Raw genomic sequence first — 24,552 nt, 5'->3', positions numbered from 1 at the left:
CGTACGCCCGACGAATCACACCCCCGCCCCCAACCGGAACCGGACGGGTCACCACCGCTCGACGACACAGCGGGGCCCGCCCAGGTGCGGACCCCGCTGTCGCGGATGCGTCATCTCCCGAAGCGGAGGCGAGCTGCCCCGTGTCAGCCGCCTCCACCGCCGCATCCGCCGCCCCCGCAGGACGACCCGCCTCCGCAGGACGAGCCACCACCGCAGGACGATCCACCGCCGGAGTTCGACGACGAGCCGTAGGACCCGCCGCCGCTCCCGCCGTCCGCCCACCAGCTGTTCCGGCGCCCGCCGCGACGGCTGCCGGACGAGGCGGCGGGACGGCGCACCGGGCGGAACACCGCCCCGCGGGCCGCCCTGCGCCTCCCGGCCACGCCGAACCCCACGAACAACAGGACGAGCCCAGCCAGGATGATGCCGAAGGTCATGGCGCCACCCTCCTTCCCCCGTGATCCCCCGAAGCGGCCCCCCGTGGGCGCCTCGCTCACGTGTGTGACCGGGAGATGCCCTCCGCCCGCGCGGCCCAAAGCAGAGTTGAGGAAGTCCAGAGCTTCGGCGCAGGATGGCCGCCATGACCTCCAGCGCGCGCCCCCTGCTGAACCGCCGGCTCGCAGAGTTCGGGACGACGATCTTCGCCGAGATGTCGGCCCTGGCCCTGCGGACCGGAGCCATCAACCTGGGTCAGGGCTTCCCCGACACCGACGGCCCCGAGGAGGTCAGGGAGGCCGCCGTACGGGCCCTGCGCGACGGCCGCGGCAACCAGTACCCGCCGGGCCCCGGCATCCCCGAGCTGCGCACCGCCGTCGCCGCGCACCAGCTGCGCCGCTACGGCCTGTCCGTCGACCCCGACACCGAGGTCCTGGTCACCGCGGGCGCCACCGAGGCCATCGCGGCCGCGCTGCTCGCCCTGGTGGAGCCCGGCGACGAGGTGGTCGCCCTCGAGCCGTACTACGACTCCTACGCCGCCTGCATCGCCATGGCGGGCGGCACCCGCGTCCCGGTCACGCTCCGCCCGCGCGAGGGCCGCTTCCGCCTCGACCTCGACGAGCTGCGCGACGCCGTCACCGACCGCACCCGCCTGCTGCTGATCAACACCCCGCACAACCCGACCGGCACGGTCCTCACCCGCGAGGAGCTGACGGCCGTCGCCGAGCTGGCCGTCGAGCGCGACCTGCTCGTCGTGACCGACGAGGTCTACGAGCACCTGGTCTTCGACGACGCCGAACACGTCCCCCTGGCCACCCTCCCCGGCATGCGGGACCGCACGGTGACCATCTCCAGCGCGGGGAAGACCTTCTCCTTCACCGGCTGGAAGGTCGGCTGGGTGACGGCCTCCCCGGAACTGGTCACGGCCGTCCGCTCGGCCAAGCAGTACCTGACCTTCGTCTCCGCCGGCCCCTTCCAGTACGCCGTCGCCGAGGCCCTGGCCCTGCCCGACTCGTACTTCACCGACTTCCGCGCGGACATGCTCGCCAAGCGCGACGTGCTGGCGGCGGGCCTGGAGGAAGCGGGCCTGACCGTGTACCGCCCGTCCGGCACCTACTTCATCACCGCCGACATCCGCCCCCTGGGCGAGAGAGACGGCGTCGCCTTCTGCCGGGCCCTGCCGGAACGCGCGGGCGTCGTCGCCATCCCCACGGCCGTCTTCTACGACCACCGCGAGATGGGAGCCCCCTTCGTCCGGTTCGCGTTCTGCAAGAGGATCACCGTGCTCGAGGAGGCCGCCCGGCGCCTGAAGGGCGCCGGGAGCCGCTGACCGGCACGGAAGAGCCCGGCCCCGGCAGCCGACCGCGGGGGTCGCTGTCCGGGCCGGGCTCCTCCCGCGTACGGCGCGTACGTCGCCGTACCCGCCGGAACGCCGTGCCTCGCGGACGGACTACTCGTCGTCCTCGGGCTTGTCCGCTTCGTTGATCTCCTGCTCCAGGCCGAGCTGCTCGACGAGCCACTTGTCGAACTCGATCGCGGCCCGCACCCAGCTGACCGTCGACGAGACGAAGTGCTCCAGGCTCACGCCCATGCCGATCAGCATCTGCGCCTCACCGATGAGACGGACCGTGCCGTCGTCATGGGTGTGGGTGTAGACCTTCGGCCACAGGGTGCGCCGGTTCCAGTCGTCGACGGACTCGAGCAGCTGCGGCTTCTCGTCGATCTTGTGCGGCCGGTCGTAGAACGTCCGGACGGAGAAGATCTGCTGGTCGGCCTCACCGCGGAACATGAAGTAGGTGCGGAACTGCTCCCACGGCGCCGCGAGGTCACCCTCTTCGTCGACGACGTACTTGAGCTCCATCTGGTCGAGGAGCTGCTTCACGAGGTCCTGATCCGGGACGACGGGGCCCGCCGGTCCTTGCGGCTGCGGCTCGGGCTGGCCCCCGAAATTCGGAATCGAGGACGGGTCGATGGTCACCGTGAATTTCCCTTCGTACGGATTCCGCCATCCTCTCCCATGCGGGGAGGGGGGTGGCAAGCCCCGACGGGCCTGTCAGCCGTGGGCTGACTCGATCCGGTCAATGCCGAGGTACCCGGTACGGGTCGGGCCCAACGTCCGCGGGGGGACATCGGGCCCGAAAGCGAAAACCGTGACTCAGAGTGACTTGCCGGTGGCCGGGCCCACCAGGAGGCCGTCCTCGAAGCGGTCGACGCGGACCGTGTCGCCGTCCTTGATCTCGCCCGCGAGGATCTCCTTGGCGAGGCGGTCGCCGATGGCGGTCTGGACGAGTCGGCGCAGCGGGCGGGCGCCGTAGGCCGGGTCCATGCCCTCCTCGGCCAGCCAGGCCAGGGCCTCGGGGGTGATGTCCAGGGCCAGGCGGCGCTCGGCGAGGCGCCGGGCCAGGCCGTCGAGCTGGAGCTGCGCGATGCGTTCCAGTTCGGGCTTGGTCAGCGCGGAGAAGACGACCAGGTCGTCGAGGCGGTTGAGGAACTCGGGCTTGAAGGAGGCCCGGACCACCTCCAGGACCTGCTCCTTCTTCTCCGCCTCGGTGCTGATCGGGTCCACCAGGTACTGGCTGCCCAGGTTGGACGTCAGCACCAGGATGGTGTTGCGGAAGTCGACGGTGCGGCCCTGGCCGTCGGTGAGCCGGCCGTCGTCCAGCACCTGGAGCAGGATGTCGAAGACCTCCGGGTGGGCCTTCTCCACCTCGTCGAGGAGCACCACGCTGTAGGGGCGGCGCCGCACGGCCTCGGTGAGCTGGCCGCCCTCCTCGTAGCCGACGTAGCCGGGGGGCGCGCCGACGAGGCGGGCGACGGAGTGCTTCTCGCTGTACTCCGACATGTCGATGCGGACCATGGCGCGTTCGTCGTCGAAGAGGAAGTCGGCGAGCGCCTTGGCGAGTTCGGTCTTGCCGACACCGGTGGGGCCGAGGAACAGGAAGGACCCGGTGGGCCGGTCGGGGTCGGCGATGCCGGCCCGTGAGCGCCGTACGGCGTCCGAGACGGCGCGTACGGCCACGGTCTGGCCGATGAGGCGCCTGCCGAGCTCGTCCTCCATCCGCAGCAGCTTCTGGGTCTCGCCCTCCAGCAGGCGGCCGGCCGGGATGCCGGTCCAGGAGGCGACGACGTCGGCGATGTCGTCGGCGCCGACCTCCTCCTTGACCATGGTGTCCACGGCCACTTCCTCCTCGGCCTCGGAGGCGGCCTCCAGGTCGCGTTCCAGGGTGGGGATCTCGCCGTAGAGCAGCTTGGAGGCGGTGTCGAAGTCGCCGTCGCGCTGGGCGCGTTCGGCCTGCCCGCGCAGGTCGTCGAGCTTCTCCTTCAGCTCGCCCACCCGGTTGAGGGACTGCTTCTCCTTCTCCCAGCGGGCGGTGAGGCCGCGCAGTTCCTCCTCCTTGTCGGCGAGGTCGCGGCGGAGCTTGTCGAGGCGTTCGCGGGATGCGGCGTCGGTCTCCTTGCCGATCGCCAGCTCCTCCATCCGCAACCGGTCCACGGCGCGCTGGAGTTCGTCGATCTCGACGGGCGAGGAGTCGATCTCCATGCGGAGCCGGGAGGCGGCCTCGTCGACGAGGTCGATGGCCTTGTCGGGCAGGAAGCGGGAGGTGATGTAGCGGTCGGAGAGGGTGGCGGCGGCCACGAGGGCGCTGTCGGCGATCTGGACCTTGTGGTGGGCCTCGTAGCGGCCCTTGAGCCCGCGCAGGATCGCGATGGAGTCCTCGACGGACGGCTCGGCGACGAGGACCTGCTGGAAGCGGCGCTCCAGCGCCGGGTCCTTCTCGATCCGCTCGCGGTATTCGTCGAGGGTGGTGGCGCCGACCATGCGGAGCTCACCGCGGGCGAGCATCGGCTTCAGCATGTTGCCGGCGTCCATGGCGGAGTCGCCGCCGGCGCCCGCGCCGACGACCGTGTGCAGTTCGTCGATGAAGGTGATGATCTGCCCGTCCGAGTCCTTGATCTCGGCCAGGACGGTCTTCAGCCGTTCCTCGAACTCGCCCCGGTACTTGGCGCCCGCGACCATGGCGCCGAGGTCGAGCGCGACGAGCCGCTTGTTCTTCAGCGACTCGGGGACGTCGCCCTTGACGATGCGCTGGGCGAGCCCCTCGACGACGGCGGTCTTGCCGACGCCGGGCTCGCCGATCAGGACGGGGTTGTTCTTGGTGCGGCGGGAGAGCACCTGAACCACCCGCCGGATCTCCTGGTCCCGCCCGATGACCGGGTCGAGCCTGCCCTCGCGGGCGGCGGCGGTGAGGTCGGTGCCGAACTTCTCCAGCGCCTTGTACTGGCCCTCGGGGTCTGCGGTGGTCACCCGGCGCGCTCCCCTCGTCTTCTGGAAGGCCTCCTGCAGCTTCTTCGCGGTGGCGCCCTGCCGCGACAGCACCTCGCCGGCGGCTCCGCCCTTGGCGGCGATGCCGATGAGGAGGTGTTCGGTGGAAAGGTACTCGTCGCCGAGGTCGCGGGCGCGGGCCTGGGCGTCCGCGATCACGGCGAGCAGGTCGCGGTTGGGCTGGGGCGGCGCGACGGTGGACCCGGTCACGCTCGGCAGGCCGGCGAGGACGCGTTCGGCCCCGGAGCGCACGGCGGCCTGGTCGGCGTCGACCGAGGCGAGCAGGTCCGTGATGTTCTCGTTCTCCTGCCCCGCGAGCAGGGCAAGCAGCAGGTGGGCGGGGGTGAGATCGGGGTGCCCCTCGGTCACGGCCCGGTTTCCGGCGGCGTTGATCGCGTCCCGGCTCCGGTTGGTCAGCTCGGCGTCCACGTGTCCGTTCTCCTTCTCGGTGACCCTTCAGTGACCCTCAGCGGTCTTCGTGGCTGACTCGGTCAACGTACACAAACTTGAGTCTATTCCACTCAAGGTGGTGAGCGGGAGCGCCACAGGGGCTAAGTTCCGGTCCATGGCCACCACGTACGCGGTAGATCCGGGCAATCCGGATGATTCATATCTCGGCTTCTGGCGCGAGAAGCACCTGTGCACACTGACCACCCTCCGTCCGGACGGCACCCCGCATCTGGTACCCGTCGGGGTGACATACGACCCCGGGGCGCTGCTCGCCCGGGTCATCACCAACCGGACGAGCGCCAAGGTGCGCCATGTGCTGGCGGCGGGGGCGGAGGGCGCGCCCGTCGCGGTCTGCCAGGTGGACGGCCGGCGGTGGGCGACACTGGAGGGGCGCGCGGTGGTCCGTACGGAGCGGGCGCACGTCGCGGAGGCGGAGCGGCGCTACGCGGAACGCTACGGACGGACACCGTCGCCCAATCCGTCCCGGGTGGTCATCGAGATCGCGCTCACGCGCGCGATGGGGCGCGGGTGAGGCGGGCGGCGCCGTTCGCACCGGCGAGCGACGGGTTCCGGCCGTCGCACGACCGGGCCGATACCGGGAAATGTCCGCAAAACTGCAGCGGCGTCACCGTGTTCAGGTCACGGTGACGCCGCTGCGGGGGGAAGCACCTGCGCGATCTGTTACGACGGGGGAATCGCGTCAGGCACTGCGGGGGGTGGCCGAGATGGTCCGGACGGCCGGGGAGTCGGACTCCACCTGCCGATGGTCCCGTTGGTCGAGGTTCACAAAGATCATTCCGTACCGGATGGCACACCGCACGGGCTTCGGCGCGCCCCTGGGCCGCCGCAGGCACCGGTACGCCCGTACGTCCCCGTCCTCGTCCCGCGTGACGACGACCGGCTCACCGAACACGGTCACCATCAACGAGTCACCACTGTGGGGGATGGCGGTGACCAGGTCGATGAAGTGCCATCCGGACCGGTAGGCGGTCGCCATCTCGCGGCGGAAGGAACGGTCGTCGGGTGGTGTGGTCATCGCCATCAGTCCCAGGTGCTGTCGGCCGGGAAGGCCAGCGGCTCGTTCGTGACGGCCACGGAAGACTGAGCGCTGCCCACGTGGTGTGCGTCGCTCTCCGCACCGGAGAGGCCGGCCAGGGTGCCGAAGGCCACAACGGCGGAGAAGGCGGCGACAAGCACCGAGCGAAGCATTCTGTTACGCATAGTCGGCTTCGTCCTCACTTGAAGGTCCCCTCTATCCCCCGTCGGATAAGACGATGGCTCATTCGGGCACGTCATGGCCACACAATCGGTGCATCATGTTCCTGCACGTTCAGGACCCTGGGGGGTGGAGATTTGGCAACAAATGGGACTAAGGCGACACATCCCCATTCGGTGACCCAGTTGTGCCCGGAGGGAAGCCGCCTCTACGCGGACGCCCTCCGTGCCGGCCGCATACCGCGCACGGACGCCGAGATCGCCCCCTGCCTCATGGAATTCGCCCTCCTCCACCCCGATCCGGACGACGCGAGCTGGCTGCGGCCGGTACCGCCGTCGGTGGCCCTGGCACAGCGGCTCAACCCCATCGAACGCGAGATCACCGAGCAGCGGCGGCTGTCCATCACGCTCGCCGAGGCCTTCGAACCGTTCATGGACATCAGCACCCAGGAGACGAGTCCCACCCACTCCATCACCGTGCTGGAAGGCCTCGACCGCATCAACTCCGCCCTCGACCTGGCGACCGCGCAGTGCCACTCCGAGATGCTCACGGTGCAGCCGAGCGCCCACCGCCGCCCCGAGAACCGGCTCCTGGAGGCCCTGGAACGGGACAGGCCGCTGATCGAACGGGGGGTGCGCATACGGACCCTCTACCAGCACACCGCGCGCTTCAGCCCGGACCGGCTGGCCTACGTCGACCACTTCACCGACGGCAAGGTGGAGTACCGCACCATCGACGAACTCGTCGAGCGGCTCATCATCTGCGACGAGACCGTCGCCTTCATCCCCATCCGGGAGGACCGGCAGGTGGCCCTCGAACTCCGCCACCCCGGGCTGGTCCGCTATCTGGTCAAGGTCTTCGAGTTCATGTGGAACCGAGCCGTCCCGCTGAGTGCCGGCGCCCCCTACGAAACCGCGCCCGACGGCATCACCGAGATCCAGCACTCCATAGCCAAGCTCCTCGTCGAGGGCCACGTCGACGAGGCGATCGCGCGTCGCCTCGGCATGAACGTACGCACCTGCCGCGCCCACATAGCCAAGCTGGCGTCCGCCCTCGGCAGCGGCAGCCGGGCCCAGCTCGGCTATCTCATCGCACAGTCGGGGATCCTGCAGCAGGACCAATGATCCGGGGGGCGAACCAGGCATGACCGGGAAGGCGCACGACGGCGGGCTCGAGGCCCTGGGCGAGGAAGCCCTCGACCTGTACGCCCTTGCCCTGCACCAGGGCCACGTACCCGCCCCTGCGGCCGCCGAGGCCCCACACCTCCTCCACCTCGGTCTGCTGCATCCCGCCTCCAACGACCCCGGCCGGCTGGAGCCCGTCGCACCGCAGATCGCCCTGCACCGGCTGCTACGAGCCTCGGCGGACCGTGTCGCCGAGGAACGACGGCGCCAGGAGAGGCTGGTCGAAGCCCTGGAGCCGCTCCTGCGAGCCGGAGCACCCGAGGGGTCGACGGCACCCCTCATCACCCCGCACAGCGGCAAGGAGCACATCGGGCGGGTCATCGACGAGGCGATGAGCGAGGCCACCGAGCTCCTCTCCGTCCAGCCGTACGACAGCTACATCAACTTCGACCCGGCCCACCACGAACCCGCGATCCGGCGCGACCAGGCCCTGCTCGACCGCGGTGGCCGGATCCGCGCGCTCTACCAGCACACCCTGCGCCACGCGCCCGCGCTCACCGCCCGCTACGAACGGCTGACGGGCGACGTCGAGGCGCGGACCCTGGACGAGATCACCGAGCGTCTCGTCGTCGTCGACCGCGAGGTGGCGTTCGTTCCGGCCAGCCCGGACCGCAGTTCGGCCCTCGAGGTCCGCCACCCGGCGCTCGTGGAGTTCCTCGCGACCATCTTCGACCGCCTGTGGCGCCTGGCCACCCCGATGTACCCGCGAGCCGTCCGGCGGCCCACCCTGAACGGCGTCACCCCCCGCCAGCGCGCCATCGCCGCACTGCTCGTCGAGGGCCACACCGACACCGTCATCGCCGACCGCCTGGGCATGAACGTGCGCACCGCCCGCGAGCACATCGCCAAGCTGGCCGCGACCCTGGGCAGCGGCAGCCGGGCCCAGCTGGGCTACCTCATCGGGAAGTCCGGGATCCTCGACCGGGACGGGTGACCGCGGGACCCCGGAAACCGTCGAGGCCGGCCTGGGCGATGCGCACCCCCAACTGCGTACGGCTCGCCGCGCCCAGCGTCTCCGACAGGCGGGCGATGTGCGCCCGGCACGTCCGCACGCTGATGCCCAGCCGCTCCGCGATCACCGCGTCCTGGTGGCCCTCCGCCAGGAGCGCCGCGATGGACTGCTCGCGGTGCGAGATGCCCTCGATGCCGGTCTCGGGCAGCGGCGCGGTGAGCGGTATGGCGAGCCGCCACAGCCGTTCGAAGACGGTGCCCAGGTACTCCACCAGCGCGGGGTGGCGCAGCTCCAGCGCCATGGTGCGCTCGGGGTTGGCGGGGATGAACGCGACCGTGCGGTCGAAGAGGATCAGCCGCTCGACCACCTCGTCCAGCGTGCGCGCCTCCACCGCGTCGCCCATCAGCTCCAGATAGGAGAGCAGCCCGTGCCCGTGCCGGGCGACGTGCGTGTAGAGGTCCCGCATGCGTACGCCCCGGCCGCGCAGCGCCATCGCCCGGTGCAGGCCCTCCGACAGCTCCGCCTCGCGCCGGATGCCGCCCGGCTGGACGGTGAGCACCTCGGCCCTGCAGGCGTGGGTCGCCTCGTCCATGGCCGCCTGGATGCGGGCGAGCCCGTCCAGCACCCGGATCGCCGGGCCCTCCGCCACGGACGGCGACGCGGGCACCTGGCGGCCCAGGCCGGCGTACCACTCGAAGGCCTCCACGGCCGAACCGACCCGGCGCTGGCTCGCGCGCACCTCGTCGTACATCCCGCGCAGCAGCCGCGTCATGACCTCCTGCGGAGAGGTCGGCACGAGCCAGTCCATGTCGTCGGGGTCGGGGTGCAGCAGGGCCAGTTCGAGCAGGCAGGGCACCGGCTCCGCGTCCCGGCGCGGCAGCCGTCCGCGCCGTACGGCCCGGGAATACACGCGATCCCCGGCCTCGCACAGCCGGTCGGCACCGTGGGGATGCTCATCCGCCCCGCGCCCGGCCATCGCCCATCCCACCCCCGGTTCAGCCACTTTCCGCAGCGCAACTATGCGCGGCCGGGTCCGGCTGTGCAACACGGGCAGGGCACGCCGCCGGTCGCGGGGCCGGCGGGTGGCCGAAACGCGACGGGGCGGCTACTTCAGCTTGAGTTCCGCGCAGGCGGACTTGAGCTCCGGCGTGCAGATGTCGGACACCTCGTAGATGTTGTCCGCGACGACGGTGTCCCCGATGTTGTCCCTCGTCAGGGCGACCACGGGGACGAGCTGGGCCGGGATGTCCTTGTCGGTCGGGCTGTCCACCCGGTCGCGGGTCAGCGCGTCGAACTGGATGTCCCGGCCCTGGACCTTCGCCACGGCCATCTCGGCGGCGCTCTCGGCCTCCTCCGGGTAGGACTTGTACACGCTCATGTACTGCTGGCCCGCGAGGATCCGCTGCACCGCCGCGAGTTCGGCGTCCTGACCGGTGATCGGGGGCAGCTCGGTCACGCCGGCCGCCCGCAGGGCCTTGACGATGCCGCCCGCCATGCCGTCGTTGGCGGAGTAGACCGCCTCGATGTTCTCCGCGCCGATCGCGTTGATCGCCTCGGTCATGTTGGCCTCGGCGTTCTCCGGCTTCCAGTCCTTGGTGTCGAAGGACTTGGCGATGGTCACCTTGCCCTTGAGCTCGGAGAGCGCGCCCGCCTTGAACTGCTTGGCGTTGGGGTCGGTGGACGAGCCGTTCATCATCACGATCTTGTCGGTGATGCTGAGGTCGTCCCCGAGCGACTCCAGCAGGGAACGGCCCTGCACCTCGCCGACCAGCTCGTTGTCGAAGGAGATGTACGCGTCGATCGGGCCCTCGGCCAGCCGGTCGTAGGCGATGACCGGGATGCCCGCGTCCTTGGCTTTCTTCACCCCGTCCGCGATGGCGTGGGAGTCGACCGCGTCCAGCACGATGACGTCGACCTTCTGGTCGACCATGCGCTGCAGCTGGGTGGCCTGCTTGCCGGCGTCCGCCTCCGCGTTGGCGTACTCGACCTTGCCCTTCTTGTTGGTGAGGGACTCCACCTTCGTCTTGAAGATGGGGTAGTCGAACTGCTCGTAGCGCGTGTTGGCCTTCTCCGGCAGCAGCAGCCCCACGGTGATGTCGTCGCCCTTGGTCGGGCTCGCGTCGTCGCTGCTGCCCGTCGCGTCGAGCACGCCGCAGCCGGCGAGCATGACGGACATCGAGGTGGCGGCCACGGATATGGCGATACGACGCATGCGAGGGCTCACTTCAGGTGCGTTTTGGACGTGGGCACAGCTTTGTGGCCCATGTGACTGAAAAGCCAACGCTTCAGCCCCCACCGGAGTCAAGGGCAGCCACTTAACGAGATGGACACGGCACGGCGCGCTGAACTCGTGAACGACCTGCGAAAACCCGGCGAGGATCATCTGGACACGCGGCCATACCATGGTCACAGACGTGACCGGACATCAGGCGAGGGGCCCGGAGGTTCGACGAACCTCCGGGCCCCTTCACCTGCGTCACCTGCGCGGTCAGTCGGACTGCTGCCGCTTGGGCCGCCACACCACCAGCGCGCTGGTCTGCTGGACCTCCTGGTACGGCACCAGGTCGCGGCGGTACGAGGCGTGCACCGCGGCCTCGCGCTGACGCATCGTCGCGGCCGCTCCGTCCAGCGCGTCCTCCAGCTCGGCGACCCGGGCCTGGAGGGCCGCGACCTGGTTCTCCAGTTCGATGATGCGCTTGATTCCAGCCAGGTTGATGCCCTCGGTCTGCGACAACTGCTGCACCTGGCGGAGCAGTTCGATGTCACGCGCCGAGTAGCGCCGGCCCCGGCCCGCCGTACGGTCCGGGGACACCAGTCCCAGACGGTCGTACTGGCGCAGGGTCTGCGGGTGCAGGCCGGAGAGCTGGGCCGCCACCGAGATGACGTAGACCGGGGTGTCCTGGGTCAGTTCATACGGATTGCGTCGACGGCCGTCCATCTGAAATCAAGCTCCCTTCGCGGCCTGGAACAGCTCCGCCCGCGGATCCTCGTCCGCGGTCGCCTCGCGATACGCCTCGAGCGCGTCACGAGCCTTCCCCGACAGGTCCTTGGGAACACTCACCTCGACGGTGACCAGCAGATCCCCGCGGGTGCCGTCCTTGCGGACCGCGCCCTTGCCCCGCGCCCGCATGGTGCGCCCGTTGGGCGTGCCCGGCGGCAGCTTCAGCGTGACCGGCGGACCGCCGAGCGTCGGCACCCGCACCTCGCCGCCGAGGGCCGCCTCGGGATACGTCACCGGCACCGTGACGGTCAGGTTGTCGTCCTTGCGGCCGAACACCGGGTGGGCGCCGACGTGCACGACGACGTACAGGTCGCCGGCGGGCCCGCCGCGCTCGCCCGGAGCGCCCTTGCCGCGCAGCCGGATCCGCTGCCCGTCGCTGACGCCCGCGGGGATGCGCACCTGCATCGTCCGCGAGGACTTCGCCCGGCCGCTGCCCTTGCAGACCTCGCAGGGCTCCTCCGCGATCAGACCGCGGCCCTTGCAGTCCGGGCACGGGTCGGTGAGCGAGAAGCCGCCGCCGGAGCCCCGCGCCACCTGTCCGGTGCCGACGCAGGTCGGGCACACGCGCGGTGTGCCGTTCTTGTCGCCGGTGCCCGAACAGGCCTTGCAGGCCGCCTGCGACGACATCCGCAACGGGACGGTCGCGCCCTCGATCGCCTCGGTGAAGCTGAGCGTCACCTCGGACTCGATGTCCTGGCCGCGCCGCGGCTGGGTGCGCGTGGTACCCGTGCCGCCGCGGTTGAACAGGCCCCCGAAGACGTCACCCAGGCCGCCGCCGAAGCCGCCGCCCGCCTGGCCGCCGGCACCCTGACCCCCGAAGAGGTCACCCAGGTCGAAGTTGAAGGAGCCGCCGCCCGCGCCCGGCCCGGGGCGGAATCCGCCGTTGCCGAAGAGCGCGCGTGCCTCGTCGTACTCCTTGCGCTTCTTGGGGTCGCCGAGGACGTCGTTCGCCTCGGAGATCTCCTTGAACCGCTCCTCCGCCTTGGTGTTGCCCTTGTTGGCGTCCGGGTGGAACTCGCGGGCGAGCTTCCGGTACGCCTTCTTGATCTCGGCCTCGGTGGCGTCCTTGGGGACGCCGAGGACCTTGTAGTAGTCCTTCTCGATGAAGTCCTTGGTGCTCATCCCCGACGTCCCTCCTTCCCTGCGTCAGCTCCTGCGTCAGCCCTCCTCCGGGCCACCGCTCTCCTTGTTCTCCGAGCCGTCCTGCGCCTCGGTGCTCTCCTCGGCCGGCAGAGCCGTCTGCGCGCCCGGCTGGGGCTCGGCGACGGCCACCCGCGCGGGGCGGATGGTGCGCTCGCCGATGCGGTACCCCGGCTGCAGAATCGCCACGCACGTCGTCTCGGTGACGTCCGGCGCGTAGCTGTGCATCAGCGCCTCGTGGATCGTCGGGTCGAAGGACTCGCCCTCCTTGCCGAACTGCTGGAGGCCCAGCTTGGCCACGGTGGTCTCCAGCGACTCCGCGACGGACTTGAAGCCGCCGACCAGCTCGCCGTGTTCACGGGCGCGGCCGATGTCGTCGAGCACGGGAAGCAGCTCGGTCAGGAGGTTCGCCACGGCGACCTCCTTGACCGCGACGCGGTCCCGCTCGACCCGGCGGCGGTAGTTCTGGAACTCCGCCTGGAGACGCTGGAGGTCGGCCGTACGTTCACCGAGCGCCGTGCGTGCCTGGTCCAGCTGGGCCACCAGGGCGGCGTTCTGGTCCGTGTCCCCGGCCGGGGCCGCCCCCTCCTCCGCGGAGGGTGTGGCGGCGGCCTTCGGCTCGGCGTCGTCGGTGGGTGCGCCGGAGGGGACGTCGGGCTGCTGCGACTGCTCGTCGAAGCCCGGGGTCTCCTCGGTCACGCCGCACCGTCCTTCCGGTCCTCGTCGACGATCTCGGCGTCGACGACGTCGTCGTCGGCCTTGCCCCGACCGGCGTCCGCGCCGGCGGACGCGCCGCCGGCCGCCTGGCCGGCCTGGGCGTCGGCGTACATCGCCTGGCCCAGCTTCTGGGAGACGGCCGCGACCTTCTCCGTGGCGGTGCGGATCTCGGCGGTGTCGTCGCCCTTGAGCTTCTCCTTCAGCTCGGCGACGGCGCCCTCGACCTCCGTCTTGACGTCGGCGGGGACCTTGTCCTCGTTGTCGCTGAGGAACTTCTCGGTCTGGTAGACGAGCTGCTCGCCCTGGTTGCGGGACTCGGCGGCCTCGCGGCGGGCGTGGTCCTCCTCCGCGTACTTCTCGGCCTCCTGGCGCATGCGGTCGACCTCGTCCTTCGGGAGCGACGAACCGCCGGTGACGGTCATCTTCTGCTCCTTGCCGGTGCCGAGGTCCTTCGCCGTGACGTGCATGATGCCGTTGGCGTCGATGTCGAAGGAGACCTCGATCTGCGGGACGCCGCGCGGCGCCGGGGGCAGACCGGTCAGCTCGAACATGCCGAGCTTCTTGTTGTACGCGGCGATCTCGCGCTCGCCCTGGTAGACCTGGATCTGCACCGACGGCTGGTTGTCCTCGGCCGTGGTGAAGATCTCGGAGCGCTTCGTCGGGATCGTGGTGTTGCGCTCGATCAGCTTGGTCATGATGCCGCCCTTGGTCTCGATGCCGAGGGACAGCGGGGTGACGTCGAGCAGCAGGACGTCCTTGACCTCGCCCTTGAGCACACCGGCCTGGAGCGCGGCGCCGATGGAGACGACCTCGTCCGGGTTGACGCCCTTGTTGGCCTCCTTGCCGCCGGTCAGCTCCTTGACGAGCTCGGCGACGGCGGGCATGCGGGTGGAGCCACCGACGAGGACGACGTGGTCGATCTCGTTGACGGAGATGCCGGCGTCCTTGATGACGTTGTGGAACGGCGTCTTGCAGCGCTCGAGGAGGTCCGCGGTCAGCTGCTGGAACTGGGCGCGGGTCAGCTTCTCGTCGAGGTGCAGGGGGCCCTCGGCGGAGGCGGTGATGTAGGGGAGGTTGATCGTGGTCTCGGTGGACGAGGAGAGCTCGATCTTCGCCTTCTCGGCGGCCTCGCGCAGACGCTGCAGCGCCATCTTGTCCTTGGCCAGGTCCACGCCGTGCCCGGACTGGAACTGCTTGACCAGGTAGTCGACGACGCGCTGGTCCCAGTCGTCACCACCGAGGTTGTTGTCACCGTTGGTGGCCTTCACCTCGACGACACCGTCGCCGATCTCCAGCAGCGAGACGTCGAACGTACCGCCACCGAGGTCGAAGACGAGGATGACCTGCTCGTCCTTGTCGAGGCCGTACGCCAGGGCGGCGGCCGTCGGCTCGTTGACGATGCGCAGCACGTTCAGACCGGCGATCTCGCCGGCCTCCTTGGTCGCCTGGCGCTCGGCGTCGTTGAAGTACGCCGGGACGGTGATGACCGCGTCCGTGACCTTCTCGCCCAGGTACGACTCGGCGTCGCGCTTCAGCTTCTGCAGCACGAAGGCGCTGATCTGCTGCGGGTTGAAGGGCTTCCCGTCGAGCTCGATCTTCCAGTCGGTGCCCATGTGGCGCTTGACCGACCGGATGGTCCTGTCGACGTTGGTCACGGCCTGACGCTTGGCCACCTCGCCGACCAGCACCTCGCCGTTCTTGGCGAAGGCGACGACGGACGGCGTGGTCCTGGCGCCCTCGGCGTTGGTGATGACGGTGGGCTCGCCGCCCTCCAGAACGCTGACGACGGAGTTAGTCGTGCCCAGGTCGATGCCGACCGCACGTGCCATTTCGATTCCTCCAGCTGACTTGAGTGGAACGGACTCAAGCATGCATGACGTCCGCCGCAGGGTCAACAGAGCTGAGTCGAGCGGACTCAACTCTTATCCGTTCCTTACACGCAACTGCCCCGTGACCTGCGACGACGCACTGGAAGATCGTTGCCGGGGACGAAAAACAGGGGTGACGGGAAGACGGACGAACGCGAGGACGACCACCACGGCGACCGCCGCCACCCACAGCACCGCACCCCCGGACACCCGTCCGGTGTGCGCGCCCACCCCCACCAGTACCCCGCCCAGCGAGGCCACACCGAGCAGGACGGTCACCGCGCGCGGGGCGATGCCCAGCCGTCGCAGCCGGTGCCCGAGGTGGTCAGGACGTCCGCGCGTCAGGGGCCACCGCGCCAGCCGCCGCGCGAGCACCACCAGGACGGCGTCCGCGCACGCCACCGCGGTCACCGCGAACAACACCCCGGCGCCGGCGCCGATTCCCTGCCCGGCCCGCACGAACACCGCCGCCGAGGCCAGCACGAACCCCGTGAACAGCGCACCGCCCGCGCCGAGCGCCGCCCGGGCGGGATGCCAGTTGTGCAGCAGGAACCCGGCGAGCGCGGCGGCCAGTACGCTCAGCAGGACCGCGACCCCGTCCATCAGTTCGGCCGCGGCACAGGCCGCCACCCCGAACGCGGTCACCGTCCCCACGGTGCCGGCCAGCCCCTCGGCGTGGTCGAGGCCCCGGAAGGCGGCGGAGACGGCCACGATCCATCCCGCGGCCAGCACTCCGCCCGGCACCCCCGTCTCCTCGTACGGCACGACGAGCGCGGCCGCCACGGCCGTACCGGCGACGGGGACCCACCACCGCAGCCGCCAGACGTCGACGGCCAGCCCCAGCACGCCCACGCACGCCCCGGCGGCCAGCAGCCGCCCGACCCCGGTGCCGAGCGGCGCGACGCCGGCCGCGTTCCCGGCGACGGCGACCAGCCCGGTGACCAGCCCGACGGCCACTCCCCCGGACAGCGGCACCGGGCGCCGCCGTCTGCGGTCCAGGAATCCCAGGCGCAGGGCGGGGGCCCGCAGCACTCCCGTGAGGAGGGCGGAGAACAGCAGGGCGGTGGCGGCGGCGGCGATCCCGTAGAGCACAGATATAAGTTAGGTGCGTATGGACCGATTTGGCGTGAATAACACGATCGGATCCCGGACGCCATCCGGGACAGCCGCCGGGGTCGCCTCCATAGGCAACCCTCAGCGATTCAGATCACCCCGTGCCCGGCTACAGTGCGGCCGGAGATCGGGGTAGTCTCAAACGGACTGCATAAGTTACCGCTTAGTAATCTCGGGGAAGCCGTCGTGGAGCCCCCGGGGACACCCGGAAAGTCCCTCTCGAAACCCCCTCGCAGGCCCGAGGAGCCCCCATGCAACTCGCCGCGATCATCGTGTCGCTGGTCCTGACCGTGGTCGGCGTTGCGCTGCTCGCACGCGCGATCGGCCAGTTCGTCCGGTACTTCAAGCTGGGCCAGCCGGTCCCGGCCGGCGCCCGGACCGACAATCCCTACCAGCGCAGTGTGACCCTGGTGCGGGAGTTCCTCGGCCACACCCGCATGAACCGGTGGGGCATCGTCGGCATCGCCCACTGGTTCGTCGCCGTCGGCTTCCTGACGCTGCCGCCGACCATCGTCACCGCCTACGGCCAGCTCTTCGAGGCCGACTGGACGCTGCCGGTGCTCGGCGGCTTCCTGCCGTACGAGATGTACATCGAGTTCATCGGCGCCATGACGACGCTCGGCATCGCCGTGCTGATCGTGATCCGCCTGCTGAGCCTCCCCTCGCGGCCGGGCCGCAAGTCGCGGTTCACCGGCTCCAAGATGGGCCAGGCGTACTTCGTCGAGTACGTCATCCTCACCATCGGCCTCGCCATCTACGTCCTGCGTGGCCTCGAGGGCGCCATCCACCACGTGGACCACTACGAGGCCGCGTACTTCGCCTCGTACCCGCTCGTCCTGGCCTTCGACGGCCTCTCGGTCGGCACCCTGCAGAACCTGGTCTACCTGTTCGCGATGATCAAGCTGAGCACGACCATGATCTGGATGATCACGGTGTCGCTCAACACCAACATGGGCGTCGCCTGGCACCGCTTCCTCGCCTTCCCGAACATCTGGTTCAAGCGCGAGGCCGACGGCGGGACGGCGCTGGGCGCGCTCCAGCCGATGACCTCCGGCGGCAAGCCGATCGACTTCACCGACCCCGGTGACGACGACGTCTTCGGCGTCTCCCAGGTCGAGCAGTTCTCCTGGAAGGGCCTGCTGGACTTCTCCACCTGCACCGAGTGCGGCCGCTGCCAGTCGCAGTGCCCCGCCTGGAACACGGGCAAGCCCCTCTCCCCCAAGCTCCTGATCATGTCCCTGCGCGACCACGCGCACGCCAAGGCCCCCTACCTGCTGGCCGGCGGCGGCAAGACGACGGAGGGCGAGGAGAAGGCGTCCGAGGAGCAGCTGGCCGGCGTCCCCGCGGCGGCACTCGCCGAGGCCGGGCGCCCGCTGATCGGCACCGCCGAGGAGAACGGCGTCATCGACCCGGACGTCCTGTGGTCCTGCACCACCTGCGGCGCCTGCGTCGAGCAGTGCCCCGTCGACATCGAGCACGTCGACCACATCGTCGACATGCGCCGCTACCAGGTGATGATCGAGAGCGCGTTCCCCTCCGAGGCGGGCACGATGCTCAAGAACCTGGAGAAGAAGGGCAACCCCTGGGGCCTGGCGAAGAAGCAGCGCCTGGAGTGGACCAAGGAGGTCGACTTCGAGGTCCCGGTCGTCGGCAAGGACATCGAGGACCTCTCCGAGGTCGAGTACCTGTACTGGGTCGGCTGCGCCGGCGCCCTGGAGGACCGCGCCAAGAAGACCACGAAGGCCTTCGCGGAACTCCTCCACATCGCGGGCGTCAAGTTCGCGATCATGGGCGGCGACGAGAAGTGCACCGGTGACTCGGCACGGCGTCTGGGCAACGAGCCGTTGTTCCAGGAGCTGGGCATGGAGAACGTCATGTCCCTCAACGCCGCGTTCGGCGAGGAGACGGACGACGACGGCAAGGTCACCGAGGAGTCCCGCAAGCCCAGGTCGGCGAAGAAGATCGTCGCCACCTGCCCGCACTGCCTCAACACCCTCGGCAACGAGTACCCGCAGCTCGGCGGCGACTACGAGGTCATCCACCACACCCAGCTGCTCCAGCACCTGGTGGACGAGGGCAAGCTGATCCCGGTCACCCCGGTCGAGGGGCTCATCACCTACCACGACCCGTGCTACCTGGGCCGCCACAACAAGATTTACACGCCGCCGCGCGAGATCATCGGCAAGGTCCCGGGCCTGCGCAACGAGGAGATGCACCGCCACAAGGAGCGCGGCTTCTGCTGCGGCGCCGGCGGCGCCCGCATGTGGATGGAGGAGCGCATCGGCAAGCGCATCAACAACGAGCGCGTCGACGAGGCGCTGGCGCTGAACCCCGACATCGTCTCGACGGCCTGCCCGTTCTGCCTCGTCATGCTGACCGACTCGGTCAACGGCAAGAAGGCTGCGGCCGAAAGCGGCTCCGCCGCGGGCGTCAAGCCCAAGGAGTCCATCCAGGTCGTCGACGTCGCCCAGCTGCTGCTGGAGTCCGTCAAGACCCCGATCGACCCGGCCGGCGACGAGGAGAGCGAGACCGCTCCGGAGCCGGAGCCGGTGAAGTAACCGGACCGCGAGCAGACGAAGGGGCCGTCCAACAGGACGGCCCCTTCGCCGTGTTCGGCCCCGGCATCCCGAAAACACCGAACAGACGTACAACCCTCCCGGGCCGTCGGGGGTCTCATGATCGCCGACCGTCCGGTGAACCACGGGACAACTCCCGGCGAACCCGCACGGTCCCGGCACCTCATCGACTCCGGATGCCCGCCAGGCATCCCTCGCATGCCGCAGGAGAACCCGCATGCACCGACACACGAGACTCGCCCTCGCCTCGGCCACCGCCGTCGCGCTCACGGGCGGTCTGCTCACCTTCGTCGCGTCACCCGCGACGGCCGCCGACTCCACGCACGTCGCCATGGCCGACTTCAACGGCGACGGCCGCGGCGACGTGGCCACCTCCGTCACGGGCGCCTACGTCGCCGGCAAGGCCCAGGCCGGACAGTTCGTCGTCCTCTACGGCACCTCCACCGGTGTGTCGTCCGCCAAGCGCCACACCCTCAGCCAGGACTCCCCCGGCGTCCCCGGCGGCGCCGAGGCCGGGGACAACTTCGGCTACGACCACGCGTACGCCGACTTCAACGGCGACGGCTACGACGACGTCGCCGTCTCCGCCCCGTACGAGGACCTCGGCAGCGACAAGGACGGCGGCCTCCTCACCATCCTGTGGGGATCGGCCTCCGGCCTCACCGGCAAGGGCGTCACCGTCCCCGACCCGGCCCCCTCCTCCCACGACCTGTGGGGCAAGAACCTCGCCGCCGGCGACTTCGACGGCGACGGCAGGGCCGACCTGGCCGTCGGCAGCGACCAGGCCACCCTGCACATCTACAAGGGCGGCTTCACCACCGCCGGCACGCCCGGCGGCCGCTACACCATCAAGCCGCCGATCCTGGGCGGCGAGGCGGACGGCCCGGTGAACCTGACCGCCGGGGACGTCAACGGCGGCGCGACCGACCTGGTGGTCGACGGCTACGAGACCACCTCCCAGTACGGCTGGAACCGCAACTACTTCATCCCCGGTTCCCCGAGCGGTCTGCAGGCCTCCGCGGCCAAGTCCCTCAAGCCCGGCGTCATCACCGCGATCGGCGACATCGACAACGACGGTTTCGGCGACATCGTCAGCGGCGCCCAGTGGGACGCCACGCTCGACGACGGCACGCCGATCCCCGACTCCGCCAAGGGCGGCAAGGTCTGGGTCACCCAGGGCTCGGCCACCGGCCCGCTCACCGGCTCCGCCACCGGCATCACCCAGGACACCGGCAACGTGCCCGGCGGGTCCGAGAGCAACGACTACTTCGGCTACGAGCTCGACCTCGGCGACGTCAACGGCGACGGTTTCCTCGACCTCGCCATCGGCGTCGCCGGCGAGAACCTCGGCTCCGAGGCCGACACCGGCATGGTCATCGTCCTCTACGGCACCGCTGACGGCCTGAACACCGCCTCCGGCGCCCAGTCGTTCCACCAGAACACCACGGGCGTCCCGGGCGGCAACGAGGACAACGACGCCTTCGGCCTGGACGTCAAGCTCGACGACGTCACCGGCGACGGCAAGGCCGACCTGATCGTCGGCTCCGCCGAGGACAAGGGCGACGGCGCGATCGTCCAGCTGTTGTCCAACGGCCAGAAGATCACCACGAGCGGCTCCCGCTTCATCTCCGCGAGCACGTCGGGCGTCTCCACCGCGGGCACCCCGTACTTCGGCTCCAACTTCGCCGACTGACCGGGGCACGTCCCCCGCGCCGGGCCCGCACACCACCGCGGGCCCGGCCGCGTGTCTCCGTCTCCCGTAGGACCGGGCCGCCCCGCGGCCCTCCGCAGGACGGACCCCGGGGCTGACGGCCCCTTAGGGGATGTCACAGCTCGGCCGCAATGCCCTGCCCGGAAGCCGGGGTCCGGCACGCGGCCGCCGGGGACCAGGTACGTTCGAAGACGTGGCTGGATTCAGGATCGGACGCGGCCGGAACAACAACGGCGCTCCTCACGCGCGACCGCAACAACCCCCGTACGGACAGCAGACGCCGCAGGGGCCGTCGTACGGCTACCCGCAGGCGCCGCAGCCGTACCCGCAGCAGCCGTCGCACGGCAGCGGCGGCGGGCCATGGCCGCACGCGAACGGCGGACACCCGGGCCACGGCGGACACGGAGGGCCGGGGCGTCACGGCGAACCCGAGTACTTCGGCGACGGCACGCACCCCCACGGCTCCCATGGCGGCCCGCACGACCCGTACGCGGCGAACAACCCGGGCCACACCCAGGCCTTCTCGATCAACGACGACCCCTACACCCAGGGCGACACCTACCGCGCCGGCTCGGCCCCGCCGCCCGGACCGGTCGGCCCCCGGCTGCACTGGAAGGACCTGCTGAAGGGCATCGTCCTGGCGCCCGCGCGGACGTTCCTCCAGATGCGCGACTACACGATGTGGGGCCCCGCCCTCGTCGTCACCTTCCTCTACGGCCTGCTCGCCGTCTTCGGCTTCGACGGCGCCCGCGAGGACGCCATCAGCGCCACGCTGTCGAACGCGGTCCCCATCGTCCTGACGACGGCCGTCGCGATGGTGCTCAGCTCGTTCGTCCTGGGCGTGGTCACCCACACCCTGGCCCGCCAGCTCGGCGGCGACGGCGCGTGGCAGCCCACGGTCGGCCTCTCCATGCTGATCACGTCCCTCACGGACGCGCCCCGCCTGGTCTTCGCCATGTTCGCCGGCGGCGACGCCACCTTCGTCCAGCTCCTCGGCTGGGCCACCTGGGTGGCGGCCGGCGCCCTGCTCACGGTCATGGTCAGCCGCTCCCACGACCTGCCCTGGCCGAAGGCCCTGGGCGCGTCGGCGATCCAGCTGATCGCGCTGCTGTCGATCGTGAAGCTGGGCACGTTCTGACCCACGGCCACGAGGAGAGGGGCTCCCGACGGGAGCCCCTCTTCCTCTTTCCGCTCTGTCGCCCTGTCGCTCTGTCGCCCTGTCGCCCTAGGCGTCCAGGACCTGACCGTCCCGCCGGACCACCGGCGGCTGAACGGACCAGGGGAAGTTGATCCACTCGTCGGTCCGCTTCCAGACGTACTCGCACTTCACCAGTGACTGCGTCTTCTCGTAGACGACGGCGCTGCGCACCTCGGCGACGGCGTCGAGGCAGAAGTCGCGCACCAGCTTGAGCGTCTTGCCGGTGTCGGCGACGTCGTCCGCGATCAGCACCTTCTTGTCGGTGAAGTCGATGGCGCTGGGCACGGGCGCGAGCATGACCGGCATCTCGAGGGTCGTCCCGACGCCGGTGTAGAACTCGACGTTGACCAGGTGGATGTTCTTGCAGTCGAGGGCGTAGGCGAGCCCGCCGGCGACGAAGACACCGCCGCGCGCGATGCTCAGCACCACGTCGGGCCGGTACCCGTCGTCGGCGATGGTCTGGGCGAGCTCGCGGACCGCGACGCCGAACCGCTCGTACGTGAGGTTCTCGCGCACGCCGCTCACACCTGGGTCCGGTGGAAGTTCAGGTACGACCGGGAGGCCGTCGGCCCCCGCTGCCCCTGGTACCGGGAGCCGTACCGCTCACTGCCGTACGGGTGCTCGGCCGGCGAGCTGAGCCGGAACATGCACAGCTGCCCGATCTTCATCCCGGGCCACAGCTTGATCGGGAGCGTCGCGAGGTTGCTGAGCTCCAGGGTCACGTGCCCGGAGAAGCCGGGGTCGATGAACCCGGCGGTGGAGTGGGTGACCAGCCCCAGCCGCCCGAGCGAGCTCTTGCCCTCCAGCCGCGAGGCCAGGTCGTCGGGGAGTGTGATGACCTCGTACGTGCTGGCCAGCACGAACTCACCGGGGTGCAGGATGAACGGTTCGTCCCCCTCCGGCTCCACGAGCCGGGTCAGATCCGTCTGCTCGACGGACGGGTCGATGTGGGGGTACCGGTGATTCTCGAACACCCGGAAGTAGCGGTCGAGGCGTACGTCGATGCTGGACGGCTGCACCATGGATTCGTCGTAGGGATCGATCCGCACCCGCCCGGCGTCGATCTCGGCCCGGATGTCCTTGTCTGAGAGAAGCACGCCCCGAGAATACGCAAGGCGCGCGGAACGCCCACAACCGGCCGCCCCGCGCGCCCACGCCCTGTGTCTTTCTTTCCCGTCTCTCCCCGCTACCGCTTCAGCAGGGTCACCGGCACGACGCTGCGGAGCCGCGCACAGCGCGGACACCGCAGAAGCCGGCCGGGGCCGAGTCGCTCGGCCTGCTGCATCGGGAACGAGGCGGCGGTGAACACGTGCCCATCGGCACAGCGGACGACGGTGCGCTCCATCAAGTCCAAGAGTCCCTTCCCCAAGAGCCGCGTCTGGCTTGCTGCCCTGACGACAAAAGCCACGTTACGGGATCAAAGGAACGACCCTCCAGGCGGCACCCCGCACTCGCCCGACCCGCGCCACGGTACGCCCCAACGTCTGCCCTCCGCAGTCACATCCACACCCTGAAACACAGTCAGGCCTCCGGGTCCTGAACACCGGGGGCCTGGCATGGGGTAGAGTGAGCGGGCGTCCGGACACCGTTCACGCAACGGGGTCTGGATCTTACGCGGGTGTAGTTTAATGGTAGAACATCAGCTTCCCAAGCTGAGAGCGCGAGTTCGATTCTCGTCACCCGCTCCATGCGAAACCCCCAGGTCATTGACCCGGGGGTTCTTTGTTGTCCGGACCGGTGAGCGGGTGCCGCACCACAACCGCACCATTAGCCCGCCGACGGCTCCTCCCTGTGGTGCGCACGGTCGTCGGTGTGGTGCTTCGCACGCTCGGCGCGTACGAGGTCGTCCAGTCCGGCGGCGACCTCCCGCTGCCGTTCCTCGTCGGAGTGTTGGTAGATCAGCGCCGCCTTCTCGGAGGACTGGCCGGCGCGCACCATCGTGTCCCGGAGGGTGGCGCCCGAGCGGGTGGACAGGGTGTGTCCGGTGTGACGGAGGTCGTAGAAGCGGAAGCCGTCCGGGAGACCGGCGACCTCACGGGCCCGCCGCCACTTCCGCCCGAAGGTCGTACGCCGGAAGGCCGCGCCCTTCTCCCCCACGAAGACCAACCCGTCCGGGCCCTTCTCGGCGAACCAGTCGAGGTGTCGCCTCAGCCAGCAGCCGGGCCACCGAGAGCGGCAGCCCGACCGTGGACCAGTACGCCGCCGGGTGGGCGTGCCGGGCGTAGGCCGCGCCGCCTATCGCAGCGAGCGGTCCGCCCAGCTCGGCCAACGTCACCAGGTCGGTCACGTCGATCAGCCCGCCTGAGCCATCTGTAACGCGCCGGGCATGACGGCCGTGGCGCGGTAGGCGATGCCGTGCCGCTCCCGCCCGTTGAACACGCTCTGCCAGGGCCGGGCGACGAGGCCGGGGAGGGAGACCGGGGCGCCGACGGTCAGGCCGTCCGTCACACCGCTCTCGGGGATGGTGACCTGGATCAGCGACGACTCACCCTCGTCGATGTAGACGACGCCGATGGTCATCAGCGCCTCACCGCTCACGGCGTCCTTGGCGATCTCGCCGGTCTGCCGGTCGCGCACCTTCGGCGCCGGCGCTTCGGTGAGCAGGATCGTGGCGGTCGAGGCGTCAACGCGGATCACACGCACAGAGGTTGCTCCTTCTGAGTCGAT

Annotated in this window: 23 protein-coding genes, 1 tRNA gene and 2 pseudogenes; 8 read left to right on the top strand and 18 right to left on the bottom strand. The window is 70.3% G+C overall.

Annotated elements, in window-relative coordinates; translation table 11 throughout:
* Positions 1-143: 143 nt before the first annotated feature.
* Positions 144-437 (bottom strand): hypothetical protein, encoded by a 294-nt coding sequence (locus F1615_RS07740; protein WP_149548110.1) that lies wholly within the window; start codon positions 435-437, stop codon positions 144-146.
* A 134-nt stretch (positions 438-571) separates the two neighbouring features.
* Between F1615_RS07740 and F1615_RS07735 the strand changes: the two genes are divergently transcribed.
* Positions 572-1,765, top strand: coding sequence for a pyridoxal phosphate-dependent aminotransferase (locus tag F1615_RS07735; protein WP_149548109.1), 1,194 nt, complete (start codon positions 572-574; stop codon positions 1,763-1,765).
* Positions 1,766-1,885: 120 nt separating this feature from the next.
* Here F1615_RS07735 and F1615_RS07730 read toward each other — a convergent pair whose 3' ends face one another.
* Both F1615_RS07730 and clpB read right to left on the bottom strand, forming a co-directional pair.
* Complete coding sequence (locus F1615_RS07730; RefSeq protein WP_149548108.1) at positions 1,886-2,413, bottom strand: YbjN domain-containing protein; 528 nt, start codon at positions 2,411-2,413, stop codon at positions 1,886-1,888.
* Positions 2,414-2,590: 177 nt separating this feature from the next.
* Positions 2,591-5,188 carry an ATP-dependent chaperone ClpB gene (clpB, locus tag F1615_RS07725; protein WP_149548107.1) on the bottom strand — a complete coding sequence of 866 codons (2,598 nt, stop codon included), beginning with the start codon at positions 5,186-5,188 and terminating at the stop codon, positions 2,591-2,593.
* A 136-nt stretch (positions 5,189-5,324) separates the two neighbouring features.
* Between clpB and F1615_RS07720 the strand changes: the two genes are divergently transcribed.
* On the top strand, positions 5,325-5,741 hold the full coding sequence (locus tag F1615_RS07720; RefSeq protein WP_149548106.1) for a pyridoxamine 5'-phosphate oxidase family protein: 417 nt from the start codon (positions 5,325-5,327) through the stop codon (positions 5,739-5,741).
* A gap of 168 nt (positions 5,742-5,909) precedes the next feature.
* Here the strand turns inward: F1615_RS07720 and F1615_RS07715 are convergent, their stop codons facing one another.
* On the bottom strand, positions 5,910-6,245 hold the full coding sequence (locus F1615_RS07715) for a hypothetical protein (RefSeq protein WP_037933560.1): 336 nt from the start codon (positions 6,243-6,245) through the stop codon (positions 5,910-5,912).
* 5 nt (positions 6,246-6,250) lie between these two features.
* Positions 6,251-6,406, bottom strand: coding sequence for a hypothetical protein (locus F1615_RS07710; RefSeq protein WP_167533672.1), 156 nt, complete (start codon positions 6,404-6,406; stop codon positions 6,251-6,253).
* A gap of 156 nt (positions 6,407-6,562) precedes the next feature.
* On the opposite strand from F1615_RS07710, the gene F1615_RS07705 reads away from it, so the two are divergent.
* Positions 6,563-7,549, top strand: coding sequence for a helix-turn-helix transcriptional regulator (locus F1615_RS07705; RefSeq protein WP_149548104.1), 987 nt, complete (start codon positions 6,563-6,565; stop codon positions 7,547-7,549).
* A 19-nt stretch (positions 7,550-7,568) separates the two neighbouring features.
* Positions 7,569-8,543: a helix-turn-helix transcriptional regulator gene (locus F1615_RS07700; protein WP_149548103.1), complete on the top strand. Its 975-nt coding sequence runs from the start codon at positions 7,569-7,571 to the stop codon at positions 8,541-8,543.
* Here F1615_RS07700 and F1615_RS07695 read toward each other — a convergent pair.
* From F1615_RS07695 to F1615_RS07665, 7 genes are all read right to left on the bottom strand, one after another.
* Positions 8,506-9,537 carry a helix-turn-helix transcriptional regulator gene (locus tag F1615_RS07695; RefSeq protein ID WP_149548242.1) on the bottom strand — a complete coding sequence of 344 codons (1,032 nt, stop codon included), beginning with the start codon at positions 9,535-9,537 and terminating at the stop codon, positions 8,506-8,508. The two genes, F1615_RS07700 and F1615_RS07695, sit on opposite strands and share 38 nt — an antisense overlap.
* A gap of 129 nt (positions 9,538-9,666) precedes the next feature.
* Entirely contained in the window at positions 9,667-10,773 is a 1,107-nt protein-coding gene (locus tag F1615_RS07690) for a sugar ABC transporter substrate-binding protein (protein ID WP_244328666.1), read from the bottom strand.
* Positions 10,774-11,049: 276 nt separating this feature from the next.
* The gene (locus tag F1615_RS07685; protein WP_149548101.1) at positions 11,050-11,499 is read right to left on the bottom strand and encodes a heat shock protein transcriptional repressor HspR; all 450 of its coding nucleotides are present in this window, start codon (positions 11,497-11,499) and stop codon (positions 11,050-11,052) included.
* A 6-nt stretch (positions 11,500-11,505) separates the two neighbouring features.
* Positions 11,506-12,684: a molecular chaperone DnaJ gene (gene dnaJ / locus F1615_RS07680; RefSeq protein WP_149548100.1), complete on the bottom strand. Its 1,179-nt coding sequence runs from the start codon at positions 12,682-12,684 to the stop codon at positions 11,506-11,508.
* A gap of 36 nt (positions 12,685-12,720) precedes the next feature.
* Complete coding sequence (gene grpE / locus F1615_RS07675; protein ID WP_149548099.1) at positions 12,721-13,401, bottom strand: nucleotide exchange factor GrpE; 681 nt, start codon at positions 13,399-13,401, stop codon at positions 12,721-12,723.
* Complete coding sequence (dnaK, locus tag F1615_RS07670) at positions 13,398-15,248, bottom strand: molecular chaperone DnaK (RefSeq protein WP_149548098.1); 1,851 nt, start codon at positions 15,246-15,248, stop codon at positions 13,398-13,400. The genes grpE and dnaK overlap by 4 nt, the downstream gene beginning before the upstream one ends.
* A gap of 93 nt (positions 15,249-15,341) precedes the next feature.
* A complete protein-coding gene (locus tag F1615_RS07665; RefSeq protein WP_149548097.1) occupies positions 15,342-16,379 on the bottom strand; it encodes an undecaprenyl/decaprenyl-phosphate alpha-N-acetylglucosaminyl 1-phosphate transferase in 1,038 nt (345 codons plus the stop codon).
* 272 nt (positions 16,380-16,651) lie between these two features.
* On the opposite strand from F1615_RS07665, the gene F1615_RS07660 reads away from it, so the two are divergent.
* The 3 genes from F1615_RS07660 (at position 16,652) to F1615_RS07650 (ending at position 21,825) form a co-directional block, all read left to right on the top strand.
* Positions 16,652-18,958: a (Fe-S)-binding protein gene (locus F1615_RS07660; RefSeq protein WP_149548096.1), complete on the top strand. Its 2,307-nt coding sequence runs from the start codon at positions 16,652-16,654 to the stop codon at positions 18,956-18,958.
* Between the two features lie 235 nt (positions 18,959-19,193).
* On the top strand, positions 19,194-20,669 hold the full coding sequence (locus F1615_RS07655) for a VCBS repeat-containing protein (protein WP_149548095.1): 1,476 nt from the start codon (positions 19,194-19,196) through the stop codon (positions 20,667-20,669).
* Between the two features lie 130 nt (positions 20,670-20,799).
* Positions 20,800-21,825, top strand: a complete 1,026-nt coding sequence (locus F1615_RS07650; RefSeq protein ID WP_149548094.1) for a Yip1 family protein — start codon at positions 20,800-20,802, stop codon at positions 21,823-21,825.
* Between the two features lie 87 nt (positions 21,826-21,912).
* On the opposite strand, the gene F1615_RS07645 is transcribed toward F1615_RS07650, so the two are convergent.
* The 3 genes from F1615_RS07645 to F1615_RS35565 form a co-directional block, all read right to left on the bottom strand.
* Positions 21,913-22,410: a phosphoribosyltransferase gene (locus tag F1615_RS07645; RefSeq protein WP_149548093.1), complete on the bottom strand. Its 498-nt coding sequence runs from the start codon at positions 22,408-22,410 to the stop codon at positions 21,913-21,915.
* Positions 22,407-22,982 (bottom strand): dCTP deaminase, encoded by a 576-nt coding sequence (dcd, locus tag F1615_RS07640; RefSeq protein WP_018547797.1) that lies wholly within the window; start codon positions 22,980-22,982, stop codon positions 22,407-22,409. Before dcd ends, F1615_RS07645 begins: the two co-directional genes overlap by 4 nt.
* Positions 22,983-23,071: 89 nt before the next feature.
* Positions 23,072-23,230: a hypothetical protein gene (locus tag F1615_RS35565; RefSeq protein WP_167533671.1), complete on the bottom strand. Its 159-nt coding sequence runs from the start codon at positions 23,228-23,230 to the stop codon at positions 23,072-23,074.
* A 269-nt stretch (positions 23,231-23,499) separates the two neighbouring features.
* Here F1615_RS35565 and F1615_RS07635 point away from each other — a divergent pair.
* Positions 23,500-23,573 (top strand) — tRNA-Gly (locus F1615_RS07635).
* 79 nt (positions 23,574-23,652) lie between these two features.
* On the opposite strand, the pseudogene F1615_RS07630 reads toward F1615_RS07635, so the two are convergent.
* From F1615_RS07630 to F1615_RS07620, 3 genes and pseudogenes are all read right to left on the bottom strand, one after another.
* Positions 23,653-24,036, bottom strand: a pseudogene (locus F1615_RS07630) (tyrosine-type recombinase/integrase); the annotation flags it as partial.
* Positions 24,035-24,172: pseudogene (locus F1615_RS36145) on the bottom strand (FtsK/SpoIIIE domain-containing protein); the annotation flags it as partial. The pseudogenes F1615_RS36145 and F1615_RS07630, both read right to left, overlap by 2 nt.
* A 5-nt stretch (positions 24,173-24,177) precedes the next feature.
* Entirely contained in the window at positions 24,178-24,528 is a 351-nt protein-coding gene (locus F1615_RS07620) for a hypothetical protein (RefSeq protein ID WP_149548092.1), read from the bottom strand.
* Between the last annotated feature and the right edge of the window lie 24 nt (positions 24,529-24,552).

Origin of the sequence: Streptomyces marokkonensis, assembly GCF_008312835.1 — a bacterium.
GTDB classification, from domain to species: Bacteria; Actinomycetota; Actinomycetes; order Streptomycetales; family Streptomycetaceae; genus Streptomyces; species Streptomyces marokkonensis_A.
This window is presented reverse-complemented; position numbering and strand designations above follow the sequence as displayed.